The sequence below is a fragment of the Desulfothermus naphthae genome (assembly GCF_054657475.1).
In genome coordinates this window covers 478,564-498,238 of the sequence record NZ_BAAHYQ010000001.1, presented here as the reverse complement: position 1 = coordinate 498,238, position 19,675 = coordinate 478,564, and the positions used below count along the sequence as shown (strand labels likewise).

Here is a 19,675-nt window from a genome sequence, read left to right as displayed (position 1 = left end):
AGATAACTTTTAAATAAAAGGAGGTTTTAAAATGAAGACACATGTTAAAACATTGGCCTTTTTATTTATTACTTTGTTTTTTATCAATCCAAGCAACCAATTATGGGCACAGGAATTAACAAAGACGCAGTTAAATGAGATGGTAGTTACATCTACCATGACCAAACACGATGTAATGGTGGTTCCATCAAATGTTATGGTAATAACTGCAAATGATATTGCTCAGATGGATGCAAAGACAATGGCTGAAGTGTTAAAAAAATACCCAGGGATATTTTATTCTTCAGCTACGGGAATAGAGCCCCACTTATCTTTAAGGGGCACAAGGATTGGCATGAGTGGTGGAGCACTGGTGCTTTTAAACGGTATTCCCATGAATATGGGAAAATTTGCATATACTGATTTTGAAGCTATTCCTGTTGAAAACATAGAGAGGATTGAAGTGGTAAAAGGTCCACTTTCAGCACTTTATGGTGGAGATTCTGCAAGGGGTGTTATAAATATTGTAACAAAAAAAGGCAAAAAACCTGTTCAAGGGTGTATATCTACTATTGTTGGTTCTTATAAGGAACAGAGATATTCAGCCACACTCTATGGGTCCCAGAAAAAGCTTTTTTACAATTTAAATATGAAAAAAAGAGAACAAGAGACCTTTAGAGATTATACCTCATTGGATGGATATTATTTAAATGGAGAGATTGGTTATTGGTTGGGAGATTTTGGTAAGATCTCCTTTTTTGGGAATGCAATAGACAAAAAACGACTTCTTCCAAAGGCCTTAACCAAGGAAGATGAAAGGCGATCCAGATCCCATTCTCCAGACTATAGCGAGACTAACAACCGAGACTATATAACAGGCATAAATCTGGATATAAATAGACCTCAATATAATATAAGATCCACTGTTTATTATAAGACCAGGGACAAAAATTATGAAAATTACAAACTTGCAACAAAAACTCCTTATAAAGAAAAGTTAAATGAGTATGTCCGTGGTATAAGGTCTGTATTTACCTATAAAACAGACATATTTCAAAGAAAATCCCTTTCTTCTATTGGATTTGATTTTGACAATGACGAGATTCATATAGATAGGATAAAGGCAGCACAAAAAGAGATTGGAGCTCCATATATAAAACCTGATCCAAAAAAATCAGGCAAATTTAGAAGAAGGGAAATAGGACTCTTTTTTCAACAAGAATTTGAGCTACTAAAAGATTTGAATCTTGTAGCTGGGGTTAGATACGATTATTTTGAATTTGATTTAGATCCAGACTATGATTTTTCTGAAGGAGGGACAAAGAATTTTGATGATTCTCCTGATTTTGATAAATTAAATCCAAGGGTAAGTTTAAATTACACTATTTTGAAAAATTTAACTACATATGTAAGTTTCAGTAAGGCATACAGGGCTCCAAATATATATGACTATTATTACAGTTCATCCTATGCTGTAAAATATCAATATACATTAAAACCAGAGACTTTTACACAGTATGAAGCAGGAATAAGATATGCATTTTCAAAATATCTAAATATAGATACAAGTGTGTATTGGATAGGTATTGATGATATGCTGGATACAGTATATGATGATAGTGGACATTATATGGGTAAACAAAATGTTTCAGAAGTAACTATAAAGGGAATTGATCTTAGTCTCTTTGGAGAACTTTTATCTAGAATTAATTACAAAGTTAATTACACCTATACAGATGCCAGATATACTGACCATTTACTTGCAAAAGTTGGACGAGGACAGGTGGTTGATGTAAAAGATAACAGGCTTACAAAAGTTCCTTATAACAAGCTCAGTATTGATTTGAATACAAAAATATTAAAAGGAAGAGATTATGAACTATTGTGGTATGTAAATTTTTATGCACAAACAGGTTTTCAAATGGATAAAGCAAATACCAAACAATATCCTGGTTATGGGCTTGTAAATACAAAATTAACTTTAAAATATAAAAAGGCCAATATATTTATAGCTGTTGACAACTTACTAGATAAAGAATATGACGCCTATGCATATAGGTCTTATGGAAAGGATTATTATTATCCTGCATCAGGAATAACAGTATCTGCAGGCTTACAATTTTATTTCTAAATTTTAAACAAAGGAATATGTGGCCTTGAATTGTCAAGGCCCTATCTAAATATGTGTAAATTAAATGAAAAAAAAAATTTATCTGTTTTCTATTTATGTAATTTTAAATTTTGCTTTATATTCCCTAATCTGGGCATCGAGCCTAGATGTAATTGTCCTTAATAGAAAGGATATACAAAATATGAATGGTCAAACTGTCTATGATATTTTAAACAGGATTCCAGGTATAAGTGCTGGAGAGAATTTTATTTCTATTAGAGGTTCATTAAAAGTAAAGGTATATCTAGATGATAAACCTTTAAATGACCCTTCATCCTCTCATGGAGGTATAAAATTTGACGTTATATCACCTGAAGATATTGAAAAGATAAAAATTATAAAAGGACAAGGTGCAGTGGGTTATGGAAATGATGCAAGTGGAGGAGTTATTTTAATCTATACAATAAAAAAAAGAAGTCTGGGAGGAAATATAAAATATTATACAGGAAATTTTAATACCCATAGTTTTAAAACAAACTTAAGACACAATCTACATAATATTGGATTTAACATAACAGGTGGTTATTTTTCTACAAATGGATATCAAACAAATAGTGATAAAGAAAAATACAGGCTAGGTGTAAAAATAGATTCTAGATTACATAATAATTCTACTATCGCCATTTCCTATGATTTTTTAAATTCAAGAAGGGGTATTAGCGGCAGGGTAGAATATCCTACTCCTAATTTGAGAAAAAAGAACTATATGCATTCGCTTGGAGTAAATTTTTCTAATTATAATTTAAAGACAATGACATACATAAATAAAGCACATACTTCATATTCAGATAGCTCAAAAAGATTACATACCTTTATTGATGTTACCAAGGGCGGAGCAAGAGTTACAAAAGGAATAAAACTCCCTTATTTAAAAAATACAATCATTGGATTAGAGGGTGAATCTGCAATAGGCAAAGGAAGCACCTTTAATAGACATGAAGAATATTCTATGTCTTGTTTTATGTCCTCTCACAACAAGATTTTTAACATTAAGGAATTGTCTATTAACTATGGAGTTAGAGGCACATTAAACTCTCATTTCAAAGACTATATGGATCCAGAAATAAAATTAATATATAAGAAAAATAAATTTTTAGGCACTATTTCTTATTCAAGAAATCATAATACTCCGTCATTTTATCAGCGATACAACAAAACCAGTAAAAGAGAACCAAATCCATCTTTAGACGTAGAATCTGCTGATAATATTTGTGCTAGTGGTTCTTATAAAATTAATGACAATTTTTCTTTAAATTTTTCTGTTTTTAAAAATAGAATCAAAAACAGAATAGTATATGTTCTTGGACATAATGGGGTAGGTAAATATAATAATTTTGGATCAGTTACATATAAAGGATTTGATGGGTTATTTAAATGGAAATATAAAATGATTAGGGGAAATATAGGATATACTCATCTTGAAGCAAGAGATGATAAAACAGGACGTTGGATGGTGGCAAAACCTAAACACAAGATAAATTTATTAATTAATTGTAAATTAAAAAATAATTTATCAGTTGTTTTTGATGCCAAATATGAATCCAAACAATATACAAGGACAAATAACAAAACATGGGTAGGAGCTCGCACTATCTATAACATCAGGGCAAGATATACTTTACCAAAGAATAGATTTATTAATAACAAAGTTGAAGTATTTACAGAAGTAAAAAACTTGATGAATAAACATTATCTATATGGTGATGGCTATCTTGCACCTCCAAGAACATGGTTGATAGGAATTAATTTTTACTTTTAAAAGGTGATATTATGGGTGTATATTTTCCTTTTACAGCAATTGTTGGCCAAAGGGAAATGAAACTTGCCATAATCCTTGGTCTGATAAATCCAAATATAGGCGGGATATTGATTCAAGGAGAAAAGGGCACAGGGAAATCTACTATTGTCAGGTCCATATCCAGCCTTATGCCTTCAATAAAAATATATACCCTTCCATTAAGCTCAGATGTAGAAAGTATCATTGGAGGTATTGACCTTGAAAAGGCTATTATATATGGAAAACCAGTGCTTTATGAAGGATTAATATCAAAGGCAAATTCAGGGATTTTATACATAGACGAGGTAAACCTTTTACATGACTATTTAATAGAGACCATCCTGTCTGCACATTCCTCTGGCGTAAATATTGTGGAAAGAGAAGGTATATCTAAAAAACAAATGGCTAAATTTTTTCTAATTGGCACTATGAATCCTGAAGAAGGAGATATAAGACCTCAATTACTTGATAGATTTGGACTCTGCGTAAAAGTAAAAAGCGAAAAGGATCCATATAAAAGACTCAAGATATTGGATAGAAGGGTGTTATTTGAGATGGATCCTCAAAGTTTTACAAAACAATATCTAAAAAGAGAAATCAGACTCAGAAATAAAATTATTTTAGCAAGAAAAATATTAAAGACAATAACTTTAAAAAAAGAATTAAAAGATATTATTGTAAAGATATGCACAGAAAACAATGTTGCAGGACATAGAGCTGAAATAGTGATGGCAGAAGCTGCAATGGCTTATGCTGCATTTAAAGGTCATAGAGAAGTAACTATAAAAGATATAAATGCTGTTGCAGAGTTTGTGCTCTGTCATAGAAGACAAAATAGTGCACCTCCTCCCAAAACTCAAGACAAACAAGATAAGGCCCGCACAAAAACAAAAAATAATAAACAAGATAATTCAGATAAAAAAGAGACCCCAAATAATACAAATAAAAAGAATTTAAGCCCTGATAATTTAGAAAATAGTGCTCACTCAGCTTCTCAGTCTCAAATCTTAAAAAGCAAGGAAGATAGAGAAAAAATATATAAGATAGGCCCTGTTTTTAGAACCAGAGATTTTGCATCTAAAAAAGATAGAATCTATAGAAAAGGCTCTGGCAAAAGGTCTAAGACCCTGACATCTTTAAAGCAGGGTAGATATGTTCGGGCCAGGATTGCAAAAAGGGTTGAAGATATTGCTATTGATGCAACTATTAGGGCTGCTGCACCCTATCAAAAGATGAGAAAAAAACAGCCTGGAGTATTAATAACTATTACAAGAGAAGATATTAGACAAAAGGTAAGAGAAAAAAAAGTAGGAAATCTTTTGCTATTTGTTGTTGATGCCAGTGGCTCCATGGGAGCACAGGCACGTATGATTGCAACAAAGGGAGCTATAATGTCACTCCTTTTGAATGCATATCAAAAAAGAGATAGGATTGGAATGATATCATTCCGTAGAAATAACGCTACGTTAATGCTTCCTCCAACCTCTTCTGTTGAAAGGGCAGTCAAATTATTGAAAGAACTTCCAGTAGGTGGAAAGACACCTCTTTCCCATGCACTTATTAAAGCAATGGATATTGTGAGGATTGAGCTAATAAAAGACCCTGCATTAAGACCAATAATTATTATTGTTACAGATGGAAAGGCCAATATTCCTCTATATTGTCAAAATCCAATAGACGATATGTTAATGGTTGCACAAAAAATAAAAAAATATTATCAGGCAGATTATATTGTTGTGGATACAGAGGATGAAAGTAAAATGAGTCTTGGTTTGGGCAGGACACTGGCGGATATTTTAGGAGCATATTATTTTAAATTGCATGAACTTCGTGCACAAGATTTGGTTGATGCAGTAGGAGAAATAATATGAAACATTATTTATTTCCATTTTCAGCTATAGTAGGCCAGGAGCTAATGAAATTGGGTTTGATTTTAAACGTGATCAATCCTTCTATTTCAGGAATCTTGATAAGAGGGGAAAAGGGCACAGGAAAATCCACTGTTGTTCGCTCCCTTGTTGAAATCTTGCCAAAAATAAAGGTATTTAAGGATGATCCCTTTAATTTCTGCCCTGAGACAGAAAAGAAGTTTTATTTTGAGGCAAAAAAGATCATAGGTGAGGACATAAGTAGTCAAGACCCTGAGATAATAGAGAGAGAAGTAAGGGTGATAGAACTCCCATTAGGTGTTACAGAAGACAGGGTAGTTGGCACCTTAGATATTGAATATGCCTTAAAAAAGGGCAAAAAACGGCTTGAGCCAGGGCTGTTGGCAAAGGCCCATAGGGGAATTTTATATGTGGACGAGATAAATCTCTTAGAAGACCATATTGTAGATATTCTTCTGGATGCAGCAGCAATGGGTATCAATACAATAGAGAGGGAAGGCATATCTTTTACCCATCCAGCAAGATTTGTGCTTATTGGAACAATGAACCCTGAAGAAGGAGAGCTCAGACCCCAGCTCTTGGATCGGTTTGGACTTTGTGTAGAGGTATCAGGAATAAAAGACCATGAACAAAGGCTAAAAATAATGGAAAGAAGGCTTGAATTTGAACAAGACCCAGAAGCGTTCTTAAGAAAATGGGAAATAGAGCAGCAAAAACTCAAAGATAGAATAGAAAAGGCGATTTCTAATTACCATAAGGTCAAGGTAAGTAAGGAACAGAAACTAGAGATCATATCAAGGTGTATAGATGCCTCAGTAGATGGACATAGAGCAGATATAGTAATATTAAAAGCAGCCATGGCCATTGCAGCATATGAACAAAGAGATGAGGTAACAACCAAAGACATAGATCTTGCATGTAAAATGGCCCTTTTTCATAGAAAGAGGAGAAGACCCTTTGATGAAACAGGAATTTAACTTGAAATTAAAGCTTAGAGCATAGGAGATATTTTTTAGAAGATGGATAATGAGGTTATTATAAAGATTTTGGATTTAAAAAAACAATATGGCCGGATTTTTGCGCTTAATGGGATAAATCTAAAAATTTTTAAAGGTGAATTATTTGCTTATCTTGGTCCAAATGGAGCAGGAAAGACCACTACTATCAGGATACTTACAGGACTTACAAAAAAGAGTTCAGGAGAGGTATGGTTAAATGGTTATAATATAGACACTCACTCAAGGGAGGCAAAATCTCAATTTGGACTGGTGCCCCAATCCATTAATCTGGATATGGAACTGAGCGTAAAAGAAAATCTAGATATACATGGAAGATTATATGGACTTAGCTCAAAGGAGAGAAAAAAGAGGATAGAGCAGGTTCTAGAATATGTAGAGATGCTAGATCATATAAACACTCTGGTCAAAAGATTATCTGGTGGTATGAAGAGGCGCATTGTAATAGCCAGGGCACTTATGCATAATCCATCTATTTTGTTTTTAGATGAGCCCACAGTTGGGCTTGATGCAAAGATCAGGCGAAGGATATGGGCAATCATAAAAAAGATACAACAACAGGGCACAACAATCTTTCTCACCACCCATTACATTGAGGAGGCAGAATTTTTGGCCCAGAGGGTGGCATTTCTGGATAAAGGCAGGATTGTTACAATTGATTCGCCCCAAAAAATAATACAAAAGGTAGGCAACTGGGCACTTGATTTTTTAGAAAACAATAAATTAAAAACCATTTATTTTAAAGAAAGAGAGGATGCAAAAAAGTATATCTTAAGCCACTCAGGCAGTTTTAGTCTTAGAAGGGTAAATTTAGAGGATGCTTTTTTAAAACTAACAGGGAAAAAGGTGCAATGTTAAATGGATTTATTGCTGTATATCTTCGGGAGATATTAATTTTAAAAAGAAAGATAAAAAGGCAGATACTCAGTATGAGTATATCTCCTCTTTTGTATCTCATTGCCTTTGGGTATGCAATGGGAGATAAAATAGTAGTTCATGGACATTCTTATATTGAATTTCTAATTCCTGGTCTTGTTGCAATGTCCACTATGACCTATTCCTTTGGCATTTCCAGCGAGATCAACATAGCCAGATTTTACTGGCAAATATTTGACGAATTTCAAGCATCTCCAATATCAGATTTTGAATATGTGTTGGGAGAGGTGGCAGCTGCAATCACCAGGGCTTTGCTTGGTGTAGTTATTATTCTCGTTCTTGGATATTTATTTGGAGTTTATTTAAATTATTTTAATATTTATTTTATTGGCGGGATAATTTTAAATAGCTTTGTATTTGCATCTATTGCTGTTGCACTGGCAATGTTGGTAAAATCACATGCAGACCAAGCATTTTTAAGTAGTTTTGTAATCACTCCAATGGCATTTTTAGGAGGAACATTTTTTCCAGTTGATAGACTCCCATCATGGGCTCAGATTATTATAAAACTCCTACCTATTACCCATGCAGCAAAGGTAATTAGAAAAAGCGCTTTTGGTGATATACCTAATATTAATTCATATTTAATACTTTTTATTCTTGGTATAATATTTTTTGCTTTTGCAATCAAAACTGTTGCAATGGCACGAGATTAAATTAAGGAGATGATATATGAAATATAAAACACTGATTTTGCTCTGTATATTTATTAGTATTGCGTCAAGTGGTCTTGGTAAAGAAACTATAAAAGAGGCAGAAAATAGAGTTAAAAAGGCCGTTAATATAAGAAAAAAAGCACAAATTGAACAGGACAAATGGATAGAAGAAAAAAATCGCCTTACACAACAATATGATCTACTTGTACAAGAAATAAAAGAGCTTGAATATCAAAATCAGGAGCTAAAAAAACAAAAATTATATTTAGAAAATTCCATAGATAGATTAAACAAACAAATTAAAAAAGCACAAGAAATATCTAAAGGAATTATGCCATATCTTAAAGGAATTTATAAAAAATTGTCTGAATTTATAAAACTGGATTTGCCATTTTTAAAACAGGAAAGGGAAAAAAGGCTTCTTGTTTTAAATAAAATATTAAACGATCCCTCTGTATCTATTTCAGAAAAATATAGAAGGACCATGGAAGCACTTTTTATTGAGGAAGAATATGGAAGGACAGTTGGAGTTTATAGAGAAAAAATAAATTTAAATGGTGAAGAAATAACAGGAGATATATTTAGATTGGGCAGGATTGCTATGTTTTTTAAGTCCCCAGATGGGAAAAAATATGCAGTATATGATGTTTCAAAGTCAAAATGGATCCCATTAAAATCATCCATAGGTACAGATATAAAAATTGCAATACAAATAGCCCAAAAAACAAGGCCAGTTAAATTATTAAAACTGCCTGTTGGAAAGGTGGAGATCTATCATGAAAAATAAAATAATAGTCACAATAATTTTATTTTTTATCTGTAATTCTTATTCCTTTTCTCAGGATATCAGACAAAATATGCAAAATATAGATAAACAAAGAAGATATATTTTAAAAAAATCTTTGTTAGAGCTAAAATCAGCAGAACAAGACTATAAAAAGACCATTGAGGCTATAAAAAACAACAGAAAATTATTGCTTGATAAAATTGCAGAATTAAAAAATAAAAAACAACAATTATTATCAGAGTCAAAGACATTAAAGCAGGAGATACAAAAGCTTGATAAAGAAAATGAGGTCCTTTCATCTATTTTTGAAAAAAATACATCTGATATTAAAGAGCTAGTTGGTTTAATAAGGATAAATGCAAAGGATTTAGAATCTATACTTAAACAGAGCCCATATAGTGCACTTAAAAGACATAGGGAAAAAAAGCTAAGTTCCATTTTAAATAAGACAGATTTTCCAGATATGAAGGATTTGAAAGAAATGGCAGATCTTTTGTTCGAGGAGGTATTAAATAATTCAGAAGTAACCTTAAAAAAAGGTCTGTTTGTTGATAGAAAAGGCATGGAAAAAAGTGCAGACATTCTGTTTATAGGTCCTTTTACACAGATTTATAGGGAAGGAAAAGAGGTTGGATTTTTGCTTTATTCTGACAATAGTGAGAGATTTTTTGCCCTATCAAAGCCAGCGCCATATCTGGTGAGGAGGGATATAAAGAAATATTTAGAAGGAAAAACTCCATTAGCTCCAGTGGATATATCAAAAGGCGGTGCTATAAGGGAATTTTTGTATAAATTGAGTCTATGGGAAAATATTTTAATGGGCGGACCTTTAGTTTGGCCTATTTTGGCAATTGGAGTCATTGCATTGATACTTATATTAGAGAGGTTTTATACTTTAAGAAAAAAGTATATAGATGCAGAACAATTTATGGATAAGTTAAAAAGACTTATTAATGAGACAAAATGGGATGATGCTGAGTCATTATGTAAAGAATTTAAATCTAAGTCTATTCCTAAGGTAATCTTAAAGGGTGTTTTAAATAGAAATTTGCCAAGAGAAGAGATGGAAAATATATTGCAGGAAGAAATATTAAAAGAGATTCCAAGACTTGAAAGATTTTTATCTACCCTTGGAATGCTTGCAAAGATTGCTCCTTTGCTTGGCCTGCTTGGAACAGTAACAGGGATGATAAATACCTTTCAGGTGATCACATATTTTGGCACATCAGATCCAAAGCTTATGGCAAGTGGTATATCAGAGGCATTGGTTACAACAATGCTTGGACTTTCAGTGGCAATTCCAATTATGTTCTTTCATACTATCTTAAATAGAAAAGTTGAAAACTACATAAGTGATATGGAAGAAAATTGTATTAGCTTTGTAAATTTATTATATGCAAAATAAAGGATATGCATATTTCAATGGTATTATCAAACATTATTGATTATATTAATAAAGGGGGGATTGTGATGTATCCCCTAATATGTATATCCTTTATCATGTGGTTACTTATAATTGAGAGATTAATCTTTTTTAAGAGACTATATTCAAAAAATATAAGTAAAAAAGAGATAATTGCTATAATTAAAGGCATAGAAAAACCCTCTTTAAATTACGGAATAATAGATATTTTGTTGTATGAGATTTTAAAGAAAAAAGAAGAAATGGATTTAAGTCCTTCTATAATAGATGAAGCAGTGGTAAAGGTAGTCCATTCATTAGATAAACATCTTGAAATCATTTCTCTTTTAGCTTCTATTGCTCCTCTTTTAGGCCTTTTAGGCACAACAACTGGTATGGTTAAGACCTTTTTTGCAATAGCTATCTTTGGCACAGGCAATGCGAAGGCCCTTGCCAGCGGCATTTCAGAGGCCCTTATCACTACCCAAACAGGACTCTTTATTGCAATACCAGGTATATATATGAGCAATTTTCTAAACCAGAGAGCAAGCAGACTCAAAAAAAGGGTTAGCACAACAGGGATGTATCTTAGAAGAATAATTAATGGGGGTGAAGGATGTTAAATATTACTGCTTCTAGAAGGGCACAAAAAAAGACCATAGACGTAGATATGGCCCCTTTAATTGATATGACTTTTATCCTGCTTATCTTTTTTTTGGTTACCACCTCTTTTGTGAAAGAAACAGGCATTGATATTAAGAGGCCAGTTGCAGCAAGTGCAAAGATAAAGAAAAAGGCAAATATTTTAATCGGTGTCACAAAGGATGGGAGGATTTTCTTTGATAAAAGAGAGATAGATCCAAGGGCAGTTGAGCCAAATGTAGAAAGGGCCCTTGCTGAAAATCCTGATAGTTCTGTGATAATTGTGGCTGATGAAAGGAGCGAAACAGGAGTAGTGATAAAGGTTATGGATGCCTGTAAGCTGGCTGGGGCAAAAAATATTGCCCTAGCTGCTAAAACACCCACAGATTAGGGCTATGATGTATAAACAATTTAAATCTTCCTGGCCTGTTGCCACTGCACTTGCCCTTATTATAAATTTCCTTTTCATATATCTCATGTGTATGATGGTAACCTACAGCCCCAAAAAGGTAAGTTATACCTCATATGTTCCATCAATAGATGTGGTAAAAGTAAGGGAAAAAAGATATAAGCACAGGATGAATAAACCACCTCAAAGACACAAACCACACAAGGTCAAGACTCTGAGGGTGAAAATGAATTTTCAAAAAAATGTGACAAAGAGGATTCGTCCTTTTTTGCCATTTAAGGTGAATTTTAAATTACCCCAAAGCGCTGGGATAAATATTTCAGAAAAGTTTTTATTGCCACCTCCACCCCATGTAAAGGGTATTTATTCCATACAAGAATTAGACAACCCACTTATGCCTGTTGTAAGACTACGGCCTCTCTATCCCATGAGGGCGAGGATGCTTGGAATTGAAGGATGGGTAAAGGTGCAATTTATTGTGGATGAACATGGCAATACCAAAGATATAAAGATTATTCAGGCAAAACCAAAAGGTATCTTTGAGAGAAGCACTATAGATGCTATTTCAAAGTGGAAGTTTAAACCTCCAACAGTAGATGGAACTCCAATAAGGGTTATTGTTGAAACTACAATAAAATATAAATTAGAACAATGAACTATACATTTAGATCAAAAATATCTTTCTTGTGTTTAGTAATATTTATATGGTGTCTTTTCTTTTATGTCCATGTATCTTTTGCCAGGGATTTGTCTTTAAGTGAGATAAAGTTGTTAAATCAAGCATATAAATATATGCAAAAAGGAGAATATAAAAAGGCAAGTAATATACTTAAAAATTACACACAAAAAAACAAAAAAGTACATCCTGAGGTATTCATCTATCTTGCTAATGCATATATGATGCAAAAAAAATATAATCTGGCAATCCCAGTATTAACACCTCTTGCAAAAAAAAATCTAAAAAATAAAGATGTATATGTAATGCTGGCATCATGTTATTATATGGAAAAAGATTATAAAAATGCTGCCACATATTTTAAAATAGCATATAATATTTCCAAAAATGTTGAATATTTATATAACACAGGTCTATGTTATTATCTTATTGGAAAAAAAATTATGGCATATAAAGTCCTAAAAAATATAATTAATAAAAATAGAAACAAATATGAATGGATTAAGACATATGTTAATATCTTGCTGGATTTAAAAAAATATAGAGAGGCACTAACTTATGTAATATTGTTATCAGAGTCAAAAATAAAAGATAAAAAGCAATATCAAGAAATAAGGATTCAGTTATATATTTTATTAAAAGAATTTAGTGCAGCAAGAAAATATCTTTTGCAAATTTTAGAAAATGACCCATCTGAGATAAAATGGTGGGATTATTTAATTAATATATATTTAAATGAAAATAGGTATAAAGATGCTTTAGCTGGACTTATAATTAAGGGATATTTAAAGCCCTATACAGAAAAAGAAAAAAAATTAATTGCAGATTTATTTATGCAGTTAGATATTCCAAGAGAGGCAGTTAAATTTTACGCAAAACTATCCCCTGGGCAGTATAAGGATATTTATTTGACTCTGGCAAGATGTTACCTAAGATTGGATGATAATAAAAGGGCGCTTTATTTTTTAGAAAAGGCACTAAAATTAAAAAAAACATATGAGATATATTTTTTAAAAGGAGAGATTTTATATAGGCAAAAAAAATTTAAACAAGCAATGAATGCATATGTAAAGGCTGCTAAATTATCTAACAAGCCATATAGGGCCTATTTAATGGCTGGATATTGTGCACTTTATGCAAAAAAATATACTTTAGCAAAAAAATTTCTTAAAATGGCAAAAAAGGATAAAAAACTAAAAAAACATGTAATCAGTTTAATAAGGGAAATCTCTAACATGGCAAAAAATGGTATTTAATATGGAGAAGCTGCTATTTAATTGGGCATCTATATTTTATACATTAACTTTTATATGGGCTTGGTTCAAAAGCAACAGATATTGCTATTTGTTTTATTTTATTGCAATATTTCTTAATTTTTTCTCTGTTGTTATATGTTTGTATCATACCATCCCATTAGTTCCTTTATTTGAGAAATCGAGATTCATTCCACTCACCTATTCCCTTGTGTGTTTATTATTTCTAAAACACAAACACAAAAATGTGTCCCTTTTATATATTAGTTCTGTTTCCTGTTTTTTATCTTTGCTTTTTTGTTTTTTTCCAAAAGATTTTTATTTGCCCTTTTTACAAACAAAGACTATTTTTGCCTTTTTGTTTTTTATTTGTGAAATAATAGGTGTTAGTTTTTATCTCCTTTGTGGAATTCTTTCTCTTCAAAGGCTGGCATCAAAAAATGCAATTTTTGAACAATCAATAATAAATAACCAGATTAAATGGGGGATATTTTTTCAGACTATTTCCATGTTTTCAGGAGAGATATGGTCATATTTAAACTCAGGTTCTCCAGTTGTTTTACAAGATGCATCTGTATTTTCCTGTATTACTATATGGTTTTATTTCATTGGTTTTTTACATTTGTATTTATTAAAGAAAATTAATCTTCATCAGAAAGATTTTATAATTTTAGGGGGAATGATTATTATTTTCATCTTTTTCATATATCCTGAGACAGGACCATTTACCATTCCAGGATTTTTGCCATGAAAAATATCAAAAAATTATGGGATATAATGGGAAATGTCTATCTTAGTGTATATCTTATAGTAGGTATTGTTATTAATGGAGGGATTTTATATTTTTTAATTAAAAATTATCCTCATCTTTTTGCACCTATTAATAATATTGGGTTAATTGAATGGGCAAAGACCTATGGATTATCATATATGAAATATACATGTTATTTTTTCTTGTTTTTATTTTTTTTACTTTTGTTTTGTATTAATATGTTTATATGTACAACTCAAAAGATTATTTCTATATTTAGAACATCCTACAAAAATAAATTGAGCAGATTATCTCCACATATTATGCATTATGCAGTGATTTTAATTTTATTGGGATTTTTAATAAATTATTTATTTTCTAAAACCAATACAATAATATTAGTTCCAAATATAAAAAGGTGTGTATTTAACAATATATGTTTAAGTTTGCAGGAGTTAAATATTAAATATTCCCATACAAAGAGACTATTTTTCTGGGACAAAAGAGCAATTTCATGCAATGCAAAGATCAAGATAGAGGGGTTTAAAAATACTATTTATAAAACCATAGGTATAAATTCTCCTGGAATATACAAAATATATAGTTTTCATCTGAGGGATTTTTCTCCTAAAATAACCTCTGGCATGAGTTCAAAAGAATATGTAGTTCTTACTGTAAAAAAAGATTATGGCATTTTCTTTTATTTATTAGGCACATTTATGTTTATATTTGGACTATTAATATATGTGATAGGATGAGGTAACTCTGTAATGAGGCCACGAAGTTAATACAGAGCTGTTTTAATGTTTTTTATAATCTATCAAGTATAGCCTTTACCTGTTTTTTGGCTGTTTTTATTATTTTTTCTTCATCTTTTACATATCTATCTTGCATGAGTATCTTGCCATTACAAATAGTGGTATTTACAATATCTCCATTTACAGCATACACCAAATTAGAAATCAAGTTATGACATGGAATCATTTGCGGATGGTTTAAATCTATTAAAACACAATCAGCAACCATTCCTTCTTTTATTTCTCCACCATCTATTCCAAAAATTAACGCTCCGTTTTTTGTGGCACATTTAAAAATATCTTCACTTTTGCCTGAAGTGGGATTATTTGAGGCCATCTTAGCTCTTAATGCTGCGATTTTCATCTCTTCTAACATATCTAAGTTGTTGTTTGAGGCACAGCCATCAGTTCCAATTCCAACAATTATTTCCTTAGTTATGAATTCGTCAAATTTAAAAGAACCTGAAGCTAATTTCATATTTGATGCGGGAACATGGGCTATTTTTACATTTCTCTTTTTTAATATATTAATTTCATCATCATTTACCCATATTACATGGGCAAGGATACACCTCTCATTTAAAAATCCAATATCGTCAAGGAATTTAACAGGGGTGGTACCCCTAATTTTTAAACAATCTTCCATTTCTTTTTTTGTTTCTGCCACATGGATATTGACATAAAGTCCTCTTTCCTCGGCAAAATCTCTGATCCACTCAAGAGAATCTTTCGAGACTGTATAAATTGCATGGGGGCCCATAATAAACATTATTCTTGAAGATACTTTGGGCAGAGAATCAAAAAATTTTATATTCATTTTCTGAAAATATTCACCTTTTTTAGGGTCATCAAAATCTACATAAGCAGAGGATAGAGCAGCACGAATTCCCATTTCATCAACTGCTTGAGCTATTGCCTCAACATGCCAGTACATATCACAAAAAAATGTGGTTCCAGTTTTTATCATTTCAAGGCACGCCAGTTTTGTGCCAATGTAAACGTCATCAGGAGTCAACTTCCTCTCAAAGGGCCAAATATGTTTGTTAAGCCAGGTGTGAAGGTCCAAATCGTCAGCATATCCCCTTAAAAGAGTCATTGCAGCGTGGGTATGCACATTGAAAAAAGAAGGGATTATTGCCTTGTTCTTGCCTGAAATCACATTATCTGCCTCAACATCAAGGTCTTTTCCTATTTGCTTAAATATTCCATCATCAATAAACACATCAACTGTCTCATTATTTAATAATACATCTTTTATTAAAATGCTCATGGTAAAGGCTCCTTTTCATATAAAATCCAGTTGGTTTTAAAAAGAAAAAGAGTTATTGAAATTACTTAATCACTACCACGGGAACTTTGGATAGTTTGATTATCTTTTCTCCAACTGAACCAAATAAAAATTCTCCCATATCTTTTTTAGTTATAGCACCAATAACCACCAAATCTATGTTCTTAGATTCTATAAAACTCAAAATTTCCTTGGCAGGATTTCCGATTTTTAAAACAAATTCAACATCCATGTCAGAGAAAAATTCTTTTTTTAAATCTTCTATCCTGGCTTTGGCCTGTTCTATCATCTGTTTTTCGTATTCTTCTCTATAACTTTTGGGAACTGAAAATTGTTCAATGGCATCCAGAGAATGGACAACATAAATAAGGTATATTTTTGAATTTAAACAACCACCTAATGTTTTACCATAATCTATTACCTTGGATGTCATTTCACCAAAATCAATTGCACATAAAATCTTTTTAATATCTGCCATAATTTTACCTCACTTGTTTTTATTCTTTGACTAATGTGATGAATATACTTATAATTTATTAATACAACTTTCATATATACATTACAATTTTCAATAAGTAAAGAAAATGATTAACTTGGAAAAAAGAGGAGGAATTTATGGAAATAATCAAAAAATATGTAGATGTGGAGGAGTGCAAAATAAATACACTCTCTGCAAACAATGAAAGCAAAAAGTCAATTGTCCTATTGCATGGCGCGAAATTTAAGGCTCAGACATGGAAGGATTTAGGGACAATTAAAGTTTTGGCCCAAGCAGGATATAGAGTTGTAGCAATGGATATGCCGGGTTTTGGGGATTCTCCTTATTGTATTATGGAACAGATAGATGTTTTGGAGAATACTATAAAAAAGTTAGATATTGAGTCTCCAGTCATCCTTGGGCCCTCTATGGGGGGTAGAATAACATTGAATTTTTATTTTAAATATAAAGATGTTCCCAGGGCCTTGGTATTGGTTGGTACTGTTGGAATAGAAGAGAATGCACACCGTATAAAGGAAATTAATGTGCCTACATTGATTGTGTGGGGAGAAAAGGATGACTTGGCTCCCATTAAACATGCACATTTTTTAGAAAAAAATATCCCAAATTCCAGACTTGTTATAATAAAAGATGGTCCCCACCCATGTTATTTAAAAGATCCTGATACATTTCACAGAGAATTAATAAATTTTATTTTGGAGGTATTTTAAATGAGCCAACATCTAAAATTGAGTGACAAAGAGGGAAAAATACTTCTAAAAGTGGCTAGAAGGGCAATAGAACAAAGATTGTTTGGAAAATCAAATCAGGACATTTCAGAAGAGGATTTAAATAAAGAGATATTTCAGGAAAAAAGAGGAGTATTTGTAACTTTAAACAAAAGAGGTCAACTAAGAGGATGTATTGGTCACATTCAACCTATTTTGCCCCTTATTAAAGGGGTTGAAGAAAATGCTATTAATGCAGCTTTTAATGATCCCAGATTTCCTCCTCTCTCAAAGGCAGAATATCCAGAAATTAAAATAGAGGTCTCAGTACTAACAAACCCAACACCCTTATATTTTAATGGATATCAGGACCTTTTAGACAAATTGATACCCCATAAACATGGAGTAATTTTAAAAAAAGGAATTTATCAGGCTACTTTCTTACCCCAAGTGTGGGAACAGCTCTCTGAAAAAAAGGAATTTTTAACTCATTTATCAATGAAAGCAGGTCTTCCTCCTAACGGGTGGATGGATGACGATATAGATGTTTTTATTTATGAAGTACAGGCCTTTGAGGAGGAGTAAAAAGCCGGGAATGGGATTTGAACCCACGACCTGCTGATTACGAATCAGCTGCTCTACCACTGAGCTATCCCGGCAAAATCATATAGAGGGAGATTTATACCTGATTTTTAAAAAAAAGTAAATGAGAGAATTTAGGGTCAATTGGGCGCACTTTTGCACCCAATATGCATCCAGCTTGTTGCCAATTTTACGTCTACCAAAAAATAAGGACAATTTTTTTGAGAATGACCCATAGAACAAGCAAGTGAAATAGGGTTGGGACTTATGGACAATTTAGATTCAAAAATAGAGATCTCTTACAGGTATTTAAGTGAAATTTTGAAAAAACAGGGTCCGGAAAAATTATATGTTAGCTGGACCGGAGGAAAGGACTCAACAGTGGTATTGCATTTATTTTTAGAATTTTTAAAGGAGAAAAAAATTAAATTAACACCAAAAGTCCTGTTTATAGACACAGGATTTACCTTTCCTGAAATCAGGGAATTTATGGGGAATTTTAGTAAGATATATAATTTTAATCTTACCATTATAAAACCAGATGTGGATTTAAAACAATATCCAAAGGAAGATGTTATTTTATGTTGTAGAGATTTAAAAATAAAACCTTTGAAAAAGGCAATTAGTGATCTTGATATAAAAGTGGTTTTAACTGGTGTAAGACGCGATGAGAATGAGTCTCGCAGAAATGTGAGTTGGTTAGAGCACAAAAAAGAGCCCCAATACCTTCAAGTAAATCCTATTGTACATTGGAAAGAATCAGATGTTTGGGCCTATCACATAAAAAATAATCTCCCTTATTGTTCCTTATATGACATGGGATACAGATCCATTGACTGTATTCCATGTACAAATAAGGCCACCAAAGGAGAAAGGTCAGGTAGAAATCCTAAAAAAGAACAAGAGCTAGAGAAACTCCATTCGTTAGGGTATTTTTGAGCTAGAGAAATGTACTGCCTTAATTATATAGTTAAGGCAAATTATTTATTTTTTCATGCCTGGCCAAATTATAAAGACCGTGAAAAGGAAAGTCTAAGGGGTAATTTGGGATTTTTTCGAATTCAATTATCCCAATATCTCCCTGAGGCTCAATTTCACTGAGCCCAACAAGACCAAGTGGAATAGGAAGGTTTATAATAGATATCCTGATTTCCTTTAATCTGGTTTTATATCTCTTTTTTAAGTAATCAACTATTATATTCTTCTCCTCTTCATTAAAGGTTTCAAGCAATACTTTTCTACTGGATATTGGATCGATTTGTTTTGCACCAGGCAATGGATTTCCAATTAGATCAGGCCAATCATATCGGGAATATTCTTCCACGTCCCATTTAGGCCTGAAAAGATGCACCTCAACATCTTTTCTTTGTTTAAAATTTTTAATAACAATAGAGATTACATATCCCCTGTCAAGCAATGGTTTTTCCTCTGTGCTTATTATTTTTACGTCCATTTCTAG

General features: G+C 32.0%; 20 protein-coding genes and 1 tRNA gene. 17 read left to right on the top strand and 4 right to left on the bottom strand.

Going from position 1 to position 19,675, the window contains the following annotated elements; translation table 11 throughout:
• The first annotated feature begins 31 nt into the window (after positions 1–31).
• The 14 genes from ACYQ1E_RS02385 (at position 32) to ACYQ1E_RS02320 (ending at position 15,101) form a co-directional block, all read left to right on the top strand.
• Positions 32–2,110, top strand: coding sequence for a TonB-dependent receptor (locus ACYQ1E_RS02385; protein ID WP_459875082.1), 2,079 nt, complete (start codon positions 32–34; stop codon positions 2,108–2,110).
• 64 nt (positions 2,111–2,174) lie between these two features.
• Positions 2,175–3,908, top strand: a complete 1,734-nt coding sequence (locus tag ACYQ1E_RS02380; protein WP_459875081.1) for a TonB-dependent receptor plug domain-containing protein — start codon at positions 2,175–2,177, stop codon at positions 3,906–3,908.
• A gap of 11 nt (positions 3,909–3,919) precedes the next feature.
• The gene (locus ACYQ1E_RS02375) at positions 3,920–5,797 is read left to right on the top strand and encodes a VWA domain-containing protein (RefSeq protein WP_459875080.1); all 1,878 of its coding nucleotides are present in this window, start codon (positions 3,920–3,922) and stop codon (positions 5,795–5,797) included.
• Entirely contained in the window at positions 5,794–6,792 is a 999-nt protein-coding gene (locus ACYQ1E_RS02370) for a magnesium chelatase ATPase subunit I (protein WP_459875079.1), read from the top strand. The genes ACYQ1E_RS02375 and ACYQ1E_RS02370 overlap by 4 nt, the downstream gene beginning before the upstream one ends.
• 42 nt (positions 6,793–6,834) lie before the next feature.
• Positions 6,835–7,689 (top strand): ABC transporter ATP-binding protein, encoded by an 855-nt coding sequence (locus ACYQ1E_RS02365; protein ID WP_459875078.1) that lies wholly within the window; start codon positions 6,835–6,837, stop codon positions 7,687–7,689.
• A complete protein-coding gene (locus ACYQ1E_RS02360; protein ID WP_459875077.1) occupies positions 7,683–8,423 on the top strand; it encodes an ABC transporter permease in 741 nt (246 codons plus the stop codon). Before ACYQ1E_RS02365 ends, ACYQ1E_RS02360 begins: the two co-directional genes overlap by 7 nt.
• A 16-nt stretch (positions 8,424–8,439) precedes the next feature.
• On the top strand, positions 8,440–9,210 hold the full coding sequence (locus ACYQ1E_RS02355) for a DUF3450 domain-containing protein (RefSeq protein WP_459875076.1): 771 nt from the start codon (positions 8,440–8,442) through the stop codon (positions 9,208–9,210).
• Positions 9,200–10,615, top strand: a complete 1,416-nt coding sequence (locus ACYQ1E_RS02350; RefSeq protein ID WP_459875075.1) for a MotA/TolQ/ExbB proton channel family protein — start codon at positions 9,200–9,202, stop codon at positions 10,613–10,615. Before ACYQ1E_RS02355 ends, ACYQ1E_RS02350 begins: the two co-directional genes overlap by 11 nt.
• 65 nt (positions 10,616–10,680) lie before the next feature.
• The gene (locus ACYQ1E_RS02345) at positions 10,681–11,235 is read left to right on the top strand and encodes a MotA/TolQ/ExbB proton channel family protein (protein WP_459875074.1); all 555 of its coding nucleotides are present in this window, start codon (positions 10,681–10,683) and stop codon (positions 11,233–11,235) included.
• Positions 11,229–11,645, top strand: a complete 417-nt coding sequence (locus ACYQ1E_RS02340; RefSeq protein ID WP_459875073.1) for an ExbD/TolR family protein — start codon at positions 11,229–11,231, stop codon at positions 11,643–11,645. Before ACYQ1E_RS02345 ends, ACYQ1E_RS02340 begins: the two co-directional genes overlap by 7 nt.
• A gap of 7 nt (positions 11,646–11,652) precedes the next feature.
• The gene (locus ACYQ1E_RS02335) at positions 11,653–12,318 is read left to right on the top strand and encodes an energy transducer TonB (RefSeq protein ID WP_459875072.1); all 666 of its coding nucleotides are present in this window, start codon (positions 11,653–11,655) and stop codon (positions 12,316–12,318) included.
• Positions 12,315–13,595: a tetratricopeptide repeat protein gene (locus ACYQ1E_RS02330; RefSeq protein WP_459875071.1), complete on the top strand. Its 1,281-nt coding sequence runs from the start codon at positions 12,315–12,317 to the stop codon at positions 13,593–13,595. Before ACYQ1E_RS02335 ends, ACYQ1E_RS02330 begins: the two co-directional genes overlap by 4 nt.
• 319 nt (positions 13,596–13,914) lie before the next feature.
• On the top strand, positions 13,915–14,343 hold the full coding sequence (locus ACYQ1E_RS02325; RefSeq protein WP_459875070.1) for a hypothetical protein: 429 nt from the start codon (positions 13,915–13,917) through the stop codon (positions 14,341–14,343).
• Positions 14,340–15,101 (top strand): hypothetical protein, encoded by a 762-nt coding sequence (locus tag ACYQ1E_RS02320; RefSeq protein ID WP_459875069.1) that lies wholly within the window; start codon positions 14,340–14,342, stop codon positions 15,099–15,101. The genes ACYQ1E_RS02325 and ACYQ1E_RS02320 overlap by 4 nt, the downstream gene beginning before the upstream one ends.
• Before the next feature lie 52 nt (positions 15,102–15,153).
• Here ACYQ1E_RS02320 and ACYQ1E_RS02315 read toward each other — a convergent pair whose 3' ends face one another.
• On the bottom strand, positions 15,154–16,410 hold the full coding sequence (locus ACYQ1E_RS02315) for an amidohydrolase (RefSeq protein ID WP_459875068.1): 1,257 nt from the start codon (positions 16,408–16,410) through the stop codon (positions 15,154–15,156).
• Between the two features lie 61 nt (positions 16,411–16,471).
• Positions 16,472–16,906, bottom strand: a complete 435-nt coding sequence (locus tag ACYQ1E_RS02310; protein WP_459875067.1) for a universal stress protein — start codon at positions 16,904–16,906, stop codon at positions 16,472–16,474.
• A gap of 137 nt (positions 16,907–17,043) precedes the next feature.
• Here ACYQ1E_RS02310 and ACYQ1E_RS02305 point away from each other — a divergent pair, with 137 nt between their 5' ends.
• The gene (locus ACYQ1E_RS02305) at positions 17,044–17,637 is read left to right on the top strand and encodes an alpha/beta fold hydrolase (RefSeq protein WP_459875066.1); all 594 of its coding nucleotides are present in this window, start codon (positions 17,044–17,046) and stop codon (positions 17,635–17,637) included.
• The gene (gene amrA / locus ACYQ1E_RS02300) at positions 17,638–18,219 is read left to right on the top strand and encodes an AmmeMemoRadiSam system protein A (RefSeq protein ID WP_459875065.1); all 582 of its coding nucleotides are present in this window, start codon (positions 17,638–17,640) and stop codon (positions 18,217–18,219) included.
• Positions 18,220–18,221: 2 nt separating this feature from the next.
• On the opposite strand, the gene ACYQ1E_RS02295 is transcribed toward amrA, so the two are convergent.
• Positions 18,222–18,293, bottom strand: a tRNA-Thr gene (locus ACYQ1E_RS02295).
• Positions 18,294–18,483: 190 nt separating this feature from the next.
• On the opposite strand from ACYQ1E_RS02295, the gene ACYQ1E_RS02290 reads away from it, so the two are divergent.
• Positions 18,484–19,155: a phosphoadenosine phosphosulfate reductase family protein gene (locus tag ACYQ1E_RS02290; protein WP_459875064.1), complete on the top strand. Its 672-nt coding sequence runs from the start codon at positions 18,484–18,486 to the stop codon at positions 19,153–19,155.
• A gap of 31 nt (positions 19,156–19,186) precedes the next feature.
• Here ACYQ1E_RS02290 and ACYQ1E_RS02285 read toward each other — a convergent pair whose 3' ends face one another.
• Complete coding sequence (locus tag ACYQ1E_RS02285; protein ID WP_459875063.1) at positions 19,187–19,669, bottom strand: hypothetical protein; 483 nt, start codon at positions 19,667–19,669, stop codon at positions 19,187–19,189.
• Positions 19,670–19,675 lie beyond the last annotated feature (6 nt).